Annotated in this window: 7 protein-coding genes and 3 pseudogenes; 4 read left to right on the top strand and 6 right to left on the bottom strand. The window is 39.2% G+C overall.

Annotation, left to right across the window (positions count from 1 at the left end; translation table 11 throughout):
- The first annotated feature begins 389 nt into the window (after positions 1-389).
- Positions 390-1,616, top strand: coding sequence for an MFS transporter (locus HMPREF0083_RS21440; protein WP_021623903.1), 1,227 nt, complete (start codon positions 390-392; stop codon positions 1,614-1,616).
- Positions 1,617-2,134: 518 nt separating this feature from the next.
- Here HMPREF0083_RS21440 and HMPREF0083_RS21450 read toward each other — a convergent pair.
- The 3 genes and pseudogenes from HMPREF0083_RS21450 to HMPREF0083_RS30240 form a co-directional block, all read right to left on the bottom strand.
- A complete protein-coding gene (locus HMPREF0083_RS21450; RefSeq protein ID WP_081696147.1) occupies positions 2,135-2,413 on the bottom strand; it encodes a barstar family protein in 279 nt (92 codons plus the stop codon).
- Positions 2,414-2,427: 14 nt separating this feature from the next.
- A complete protein-coding gene (locus HMPREF0083_RS21455; RefSeq protein ID WP_081696149.1) occupies positions 2,428-2,859 on the bottom strand; it encodes a ribonuclease domain-containing protein in 432 nt (143 codons plus the stop codon).
- A gap of 58 nt (positions 2,860-2,917) precedes the next feature.
- Positions 2,918-3,077, bottom strand: a pseudogene (locus HMPREF0083_RS30240) (transposase); the annotation flags it as partial.
- Positions 3,078-3,220: 143 nt separating this feature from the next.
- Between HMPREF0083_RS30240 and HMPREF0083_RS21460 the strand changes: the two are divergent.
- From HMPREF0083_RS21460 to HMPREF0083_RS30245, 3 genes and pseudogenes are all read left to right on the top strand, one after another.
- Positions 3,221-3,598: a GntR family transcriptional regulator gene (locus HMPREF0083_RS21460; RefSeq protein ID WP_021623908.1), complete on the top strand. Its 378-nt coding sequence runs from the start codon at positions 3,221-3,223 to the stop codon at positions 3,596-3,598.
- A gap of 3 nt (positions 3,599-3,601) precedes the next feature.
- Positions 3,602-3,745 (top strand): annotated as a pseudogene (locus tag HMPREF0083_RS27490) (ATP-binding cassette domain-containing protein); the annotation flags it as partial.
- Positions 3,746-3,786: 41 nt separating this feature from the next.
- Positions 3,787-4,161: an ABC-2 transporter permease gene (locus HMPREF0083_RS30245; protein WP_378432113.1), complete on the top strand. Its 375-nt coding sequence runs from the start codon at positions 3,787-3,789 to the stop codon at positions 4,159-4,161.
- Between the two features lie 381 nt (positions 4,162-4,542).
- Here HMPREF0083_RS30245 and HMPREF0083_RS21470 read toward each other — a convergent pair whose 3' ends face one another.
- The 3 genes and pseudogenes from HMPREF0083_RS21470 to HMPREF0083_RS21480 all read right to left on the bottom strand — a co-directional run bounded on the left by HMPREF0083_RS21470 (position 4,543) and on the right by HMPREF0083_RS21480 (position 5,889).
- Positions 4,543-4,785, bottom strand: coding sequence for an AbrB/MazE/SpoVT family DNA-binding domain-containing protein (locus tag HMPREF0083_RS21470; RefSeq protein WP_040304310.1), 243 nt, complete (start codon positions 4,783-4,785; stop codon positions 4,543-4,545).
- Between the two features lie 718 nt (positions 4,786-5,503).
- Positions 5,504-5,692: pseudogene (locus HMPREF0083_RS27495) on the bottom strand (sodium:solute symporter family protein); the annotation flags it as partial.
- Positions 5,689-5,889, bottom strand: a complete 201-nt coding sequence (locus HMPREF0083_RS21480; protein WP_021623915.1) for a DUF3311 domain-containing protein — start codon at positions 5,887-5,889, stop codon at positions 5,689-5,691. The gene HMPREF0083_RS21480 and the pseudogene HMPREF0083_RS27495, both read right to left, overlap by 4 nt.
- Positions 5,890-6,226 lie beyond the last annotated feature (337 nt).

Here is a 6,226-nt window from a genome sequence, read left to right on the forward strand (position 1 = left end):
CATCTGGGCCTCTCGGTACGGGAGACGAACCGACGCCCGTTTGGAGCACGGCGTGGTGACGATCCGCTTTGGATCGTACCGGATAATCAACACTCCTGATTTAATATAAACTCATTTTTTAATCAAAAAAGACCGCTCCCCTAGAACGGCCCCTTTTGTTGACTAAAAAGTAGCCAACGTTCGTTGAAAGTGATCAAACTTTTTTTGAAACTATTACCATTATATCTTTACAAATCAAAAATTGAACAGTATTATTAAACCGAACGGTCGGTTTTTTATAAAAGCAATCTACATGTTCATTAAGCTGAAGCTTTTTTGTATAAAATTCTTCAGCAATATTTTTCGATCAAAAATAGACTGAACAGTCGGTCTAATCAGGAGGGATATACATGAAAGGATTATTATCCAATCGGACATTTTTTATTGTGACAACCTCTGATATTCTACAGAATATCGGTATTTGGATTAGAAACATAGCGGTACTGTTTTTTGTTATAGAACAAACTAATGGTAACCCGATCGCCGTTTCAGCATTAACGGTTGCAGAATATTTGCCGATTTTTATTTTTTCGATTGTTGGTGGTGTGCTGGCTGATCGTTGGCAGCCAAAGCGGATGATGATCTGGGGAGATGTATTAAGTTTTGTTTCTATTGTTATTATTATCTTTTTCGTTATGAAGGGATACTGGTTGGCTGTATTTGCCGCTACTATGGTATCGGCTATCGTATCCCAATTCTCCCAACCGTCATCTTCGAGAATTTTCAAGCAACATATTCCTGAGGACCAGATTCCCGTAGCGATAGCAACCACACAAACAGTAAGCTCCCTTTTTATTATAGGAGGACCAATTATAGGAACAGCTGTTTACAGTATGTATGGTTTATATGTATCGTTAACTCTTTTGTTAGTAATTTTTGCGCTCTCCGCCTTATTATTATCGTTTCTACCAAACGGTGAGGTTCAACAACACATCGGTAAACTCTCGCTTGTAGCAGATATGAAAGAAGCGACTGTCTATTTGAAAGAAAACAGAAACATATTAATTATTTTATTGATGTTTTCCACTTTGGCATTCGGGATGGGGCTGATTCAGCCTCTTGAAATTTTTATTATCACCGATCGTCTGCACCTAACTAAAGAAAATCTTCAATGGTTTACTGCCCTTGCCGGTCTGGGAATGCTCCTTGGAGGAATCGTGGCTGCTATATCGGCAAAAATGCTAAATGGAAGGACTGTTATTGTAACCGGATTATCTTTCCTTGGTATATCCACGGTCATTGAAGTTATATCCATATGGCCTTATGTAACTGGTACGATGAGATTCTTAACAGGCATATTCATGGCAATGATACAAACGATTTTATCGACCTTTATGCTCACAACAATTAGCGAGAAATTCGTTGGGCGGATGAACGGATTAATCACGCCCATTTTTACAGGATTCGTTCTCATCGGAACAAGTCTCTCGGGTTTTTATATGAAGGCCACTTCGCTAGTAGTCGTTTTTACTACAGCTGGTATTATTTTTATACTAGCATCATTAATAGGACTAAAGCTTTCCTTGCAGTCTTCAACAAGCAAAACTGCCATGGAAAAGAAAGCCGATTCCTATTAAAGACAAACCTATCGTCCAAAGAAGTACCATGCTTTACGCTAGGCTGTTTTATCTTATGCATTTTCCATCCTTTTTGAAGGAGCTACTTGCCTTTAAATAATCCGGACTATATAAAAGCACCAATATATGCCGGGCTATCGAAAATGAAATAACTTGTCCGAAAAACAGAACCTGTTACGTATTAGTATGCGAAGCCGAAGCCGATCATTTACTTTAGGAACCCTATGATGACCTTACCTACCCTATTTTCACTGCAGGAAATTGTGCTGAGGAACACTGCCAATTCGGCGCGCTGCTTTTTTATAGCCAGTGTGTCTTTGAGTGGTTAGATGAAACCTCTGGTATCAATAACGGAGGAGCGCAGGGCGCATCCACCCTCTTCTTTTTTCCGAATCTCCTCCTTCCAACCACCTCCCCTATGAATCTTTCGTTCTGTACGAACGAAAACAAAAAATGTGAGGAACCTCACATTTTTCAAGAAAATCATATTGGATATTGCCGGTATCGCAAAATACCCATTATTCGTGAACAATAACCGTCAAACCGCCCTCCAATTCCTGCTCCGCTTCCCGCAATAGTTCAAGCAGCCGCTGTCCTTCCTCGCCGAGCCTTTCACTGCTCGTCGCATAGCTTTGCCATTCGATTGTAACCGGCAGTTCAATTCCACCTGTCAGCATATCCCAGAGGGCGTCAAGATTGCGCCCATAGTAGTCGGGAAAGCCAAATTGAAGATGTAGGGTATTGTGAAGTTCGTCCATACTCGTTATTGCCTTGCCATCGACGATAATCTTTTTCAAGCTTGCCCCTCCTTTCATTTCATCAGTTGGAATGTTTTATAGTGGTCTTCCGTTTTGTAGATTAGCCCGTCGTTGGAAAATAGGATACGGTCGTCGCCCCGAAAGCCGGACTTGTAGTTGATATCCGCTTCGTACCATATCCGTCCCTTTTTGCTTGGCAGCTTCTTCTCTCGGTTGCCGAACACATCTCCGCCGATACTTTTGCCCGGCGCCACTTTGTTCAGGTTACCCTTTTGCGCATCCCAACCTAACTTGCGCGCTTCGTTCTTCGTAATATAATTGTCCGGCAGGTGGCCATGATCGCGAATATATTGCGCAACTTCCTCATAACCGATCAGCGGCTTCGTAGACTGCTTCTGCGGCCCCGATCCTTGCCCGCTTGTTAGCGAACATCCTACCATTAGCGCAAGGCATAACAGCAGGACACCAAATCGGAACCATTTCATTCCAATCGTTAACATACGAATCACCCATTCTTTTTTATTGCCCACTGACATGCAGTTACTCGTCAGGGATATGTTGGATAAGCCAGGATATGAATTCTTCGACCGTGATTTGCACTGTTTTCTCTTGCATCTGTTTTGTCGTTATAGCGAAATTCCACCGCCTTTCTATCGTAATCCACAATTCGACTTAACGCAATTGTAGGTCTGCATATGTTTCGGATACAGGAAACATAAGATTTATGATTTGACAATCCCATGTCTTCTTTTTTGATTTCAATAGTAATTTAGCTTGTAAAATAAGTATAATGCATATATATTGTATATAAAGTATATATACAATATTTCACAAAGAGGTATTTGCATGCAAATTATTATTTCAAATAGTTCAAAAGAGCCGATTTATGAGCAAATCTATGCTCAAATTAAAAAGCTTATCTTAACAGGCCAATTACAAGAAGGTCAGTCGCTTCCTTCTATGCGCCAACTTGCAAAAGACTTGGAAATTAGTGTTATTACAACAAAACGTGCCTATGAAGAACTTGAGAAAAACGGATTTATTTATTCCATTGTTGGAAAAGGTTCGTTCATATCAGAACAAAATACGGAGATGATGAAGGAAAGAAAAATGAAAGTAATCGAAGAAAAGCTATTAGTTGCCATTCAAAACGCTAAAGAAATGAACATTAGCTTAGTAGAACTAAAGGAAATGCTTACATTATTGTACATGGAGGATGGATGAATAATGGAAAATGTCATTGAATTACAACATATTAATAAATCATTTAATGGATTTCAGTTGAAAGATCTTTCTATTGCCGTTAAAAAAGGGTATGTAACTGGATTTATCGGAGGAAATGGTACAGGTAAATCGACAACGATCAAATTGAGAGAAAGGAAATTGTCAGTTCAAAATATATAGGTGCATTAATATTTACATCATTATTTGTTATCGTCATTTTTGTTGGCGATTTAGTTGTGAATGGGAATGCAGCGTTATTTTCGTGGAAAGAGACGTTGCTTATTTTTGGTCTTGTTATGGTCACTACAGCATTCATTCTACCGTTCTCTTATAAATTTAAAAGCCAATACTTACTGATTGCTTCAGCTGTTTTATTTGGCCTCTATATATTAGCAATTAGTTTTTTCTTCCGTAATCTTAATGATAGATTAAGAGAACTGATACAAGAGTTCATGACTTTACAAGAAATCCAATTTTATTTCTTAGCTATACTGATGATCCTTATTTTATATATTGCATCGTGGTTACTATCTATTCGTATTTATGAGAGAAAAGTTTTTTAAAGAATATTCAATTATTAAGTTAATGTACGCTTATTTTGAAAATACAAATACCAAAATAATCAATCTTTTTCAAAATGGAGTTTTGGTGTTGGCTGTTAAATCTGGCATTTGGGGAATGCTATATACATCTGGTTTGATAAATCGACAAACTTTTGTGGTAGGAGGTAAGAAAAAGACACACCGGCCCTTCTTCTGCCGGGGTGCAGGGCGCGTCCAACCTCTTCTTTTCTCCGAATTTCCTCCCACGTTAGCATGTCAAAATATCAAGTGTAGCTTATATAACATGTGTTAAAGAAACTCCTAATTGAAGAAGATAGTGAACAAAAAGCTGAAGCTCTCCCTGGGAAGCAGGAAGGCTTCAGCTCATTATCTTTTTAAATTCTATGTATTCTTCATGTCGTCAAAACAGGAAGCACAAATTTTCCTCCCCTTATATTCGGTGACGTCTGATACAGAATTACAGAAGATACAGGCTGGCACATACTTCCGCAAGACAATGCACTCTTCATCTACAAAAATCTCTAAGCCATCTTTTTCGTCAATCCCAAGTGTGCGCCTTAATTCTCTCGGCAAAACAATTCTACCAAGCTCATCTACTTTTCGTACAATTCCTGTCGCTTTCAACTTTATCCCTCTTTCTGTATTTGGCAATTAAAAAGTGTATAAAACGGCAATCAAGGGAACTCATCAAATCGTATTTTTATGCATTGGCAAAGTCGCTTGACATGGAGCCTCTATGGGCATGATTTTCTGCAAAATACTGCGCCATAAGAGTTTTGCAGGCATACAAGCCTATCATGCCCGCCAAACCATGCATTTTTTAATTGCCATCAACACCTCTTTCCCTTATTTTCAATATTTTATAATATAAACCGTAATAAGGAAAGGTGAATTTCTACCCTTATTGCTGACAAACAATAAAGCTACTTTGAAGAAAATGAATTGGTAGACTATAAATTAAACTGGTAAGCGCCAAAACAAGTGAAATTGTTTCGAATCTTCCCTACTCAGATAAAAAAGGGGACAATCATGAGGAAATATACCTACTTTTCCTAGAAAACAGTTTCGCCCTCATTTAATCTAAAATTGTTATTACCATTCCAACGTGGCAGCAGTGCGCGCCGCTTGTTGTACCCTGTCCTCCACTTTTCTGATCTCACGTTCCGCTTTACTCTCTCAAAGTGAATCCGTACATTTTGTAAGAAGTTTTGCACGGTTGACCAGCAGCTAGCTCAAATGTTCCTTGGGACATATTCATAATAATGGAGAACACTGTACTGGAGATCAACGGGCGACCAAGATCGGGAGCAAGTGCTTCCCCATGCCGACAAATGCCGTCTGGACTTCCGCCAAGGAATGTAAAGGTCGTAAAGAATTCCCCCGCAAGCAGAAGAAATACGAAAACGATTCCAAAACTGCGTCCTCCTACAGCCCATTGCTCCAGATTCATTTTCTTGCCCCAACCAGAACGAATCGCTAGAAAGATGGCCGCAATTAAAAAAACAAACATGATTGGCAAAGCGCTGTTCATTGGATTCCTCCTTCCTGATTGGCAGGATCGATGAAATTAATGATGGCCATCACGACCGAGGACAAGATTACCCAAAGCACGATCCAAAAGAGTAAAAATGGCATCCCTAAAATATACGGAGTTACCTTATTGGCAAAAGGTAATCCACCTAGCATCCCAATAAAAGGTATCAGTCCCAATAGATGAATCTGTTTCATAATTAGCCTCCCTCAGTTTTTTCTTTTTGGTTTGCTCGCCTTTCTTACCAAATGCCTTAAAGCAAAAAAAATGCCAATGGTGAAAATGCCGCTAAAAATGCGACACCACCATTGGCATCTCTTTAGAACGATTCATAAATAAATCAGCTCTGGTATTAGAGAGCCATTTATGAATCATCTTTGTATTTTTCGTTATAATGTTTCATTTTCCGTACAAGGGGTCACGTCACCAAAAGTGAAAAATTGTACGTTTAGACACATTTTAGCCGGTTCCCTGTAAGTAAGGAACCGGCTTTGTTATTCTTTTAACAGCTTTCCGAAAGAAGTCCCCTTCCTC

It is taken from the genome of Aneurinibacillus aneurinilyticus ATCC 12856 (assembly GCF_000466385.1).
Lineage (GTDB): Bacteria > Bacillota > Bacilli > Aneurinibacillales > Aneurinibacillaceae > Aneurinibacillus > Aneurinibacillus aneurinilyticus.

Excerpts from the sequence above, each read along its gene's own strand:
- HMPREF0083_RS21440 (WP_021623903.1), top strand. The coding sequence starts at position 390 with ATGAAAGGATTATTATCCAATCGGACATTTTTTATTGTGACAACCTCT.
- HMPREF0083_RS21460 (WP_021623908.1), top strand. The coding sequence starts at position 3,221 with ATGCAAATTATTATTTCAAATAGTTCAAAAGAGCCGATTTATGAGCAA.
- HMPREF0083_RS21455 (WP_081696149.1), bottom strand. The coding sequence starts at position 2,859 with ATGAAATGGTTCCGATTTGGTGTCCTGCTGTTATGCCTTGCGCTAATG.
- HMPREF0083_RS21480 (WP_021623915.1), bottom strand. The coding sequence starts at position 5,889 with ATGAAACAGATTCATCTATTGGGACTGATACCTTTTATTGGGATGCTA.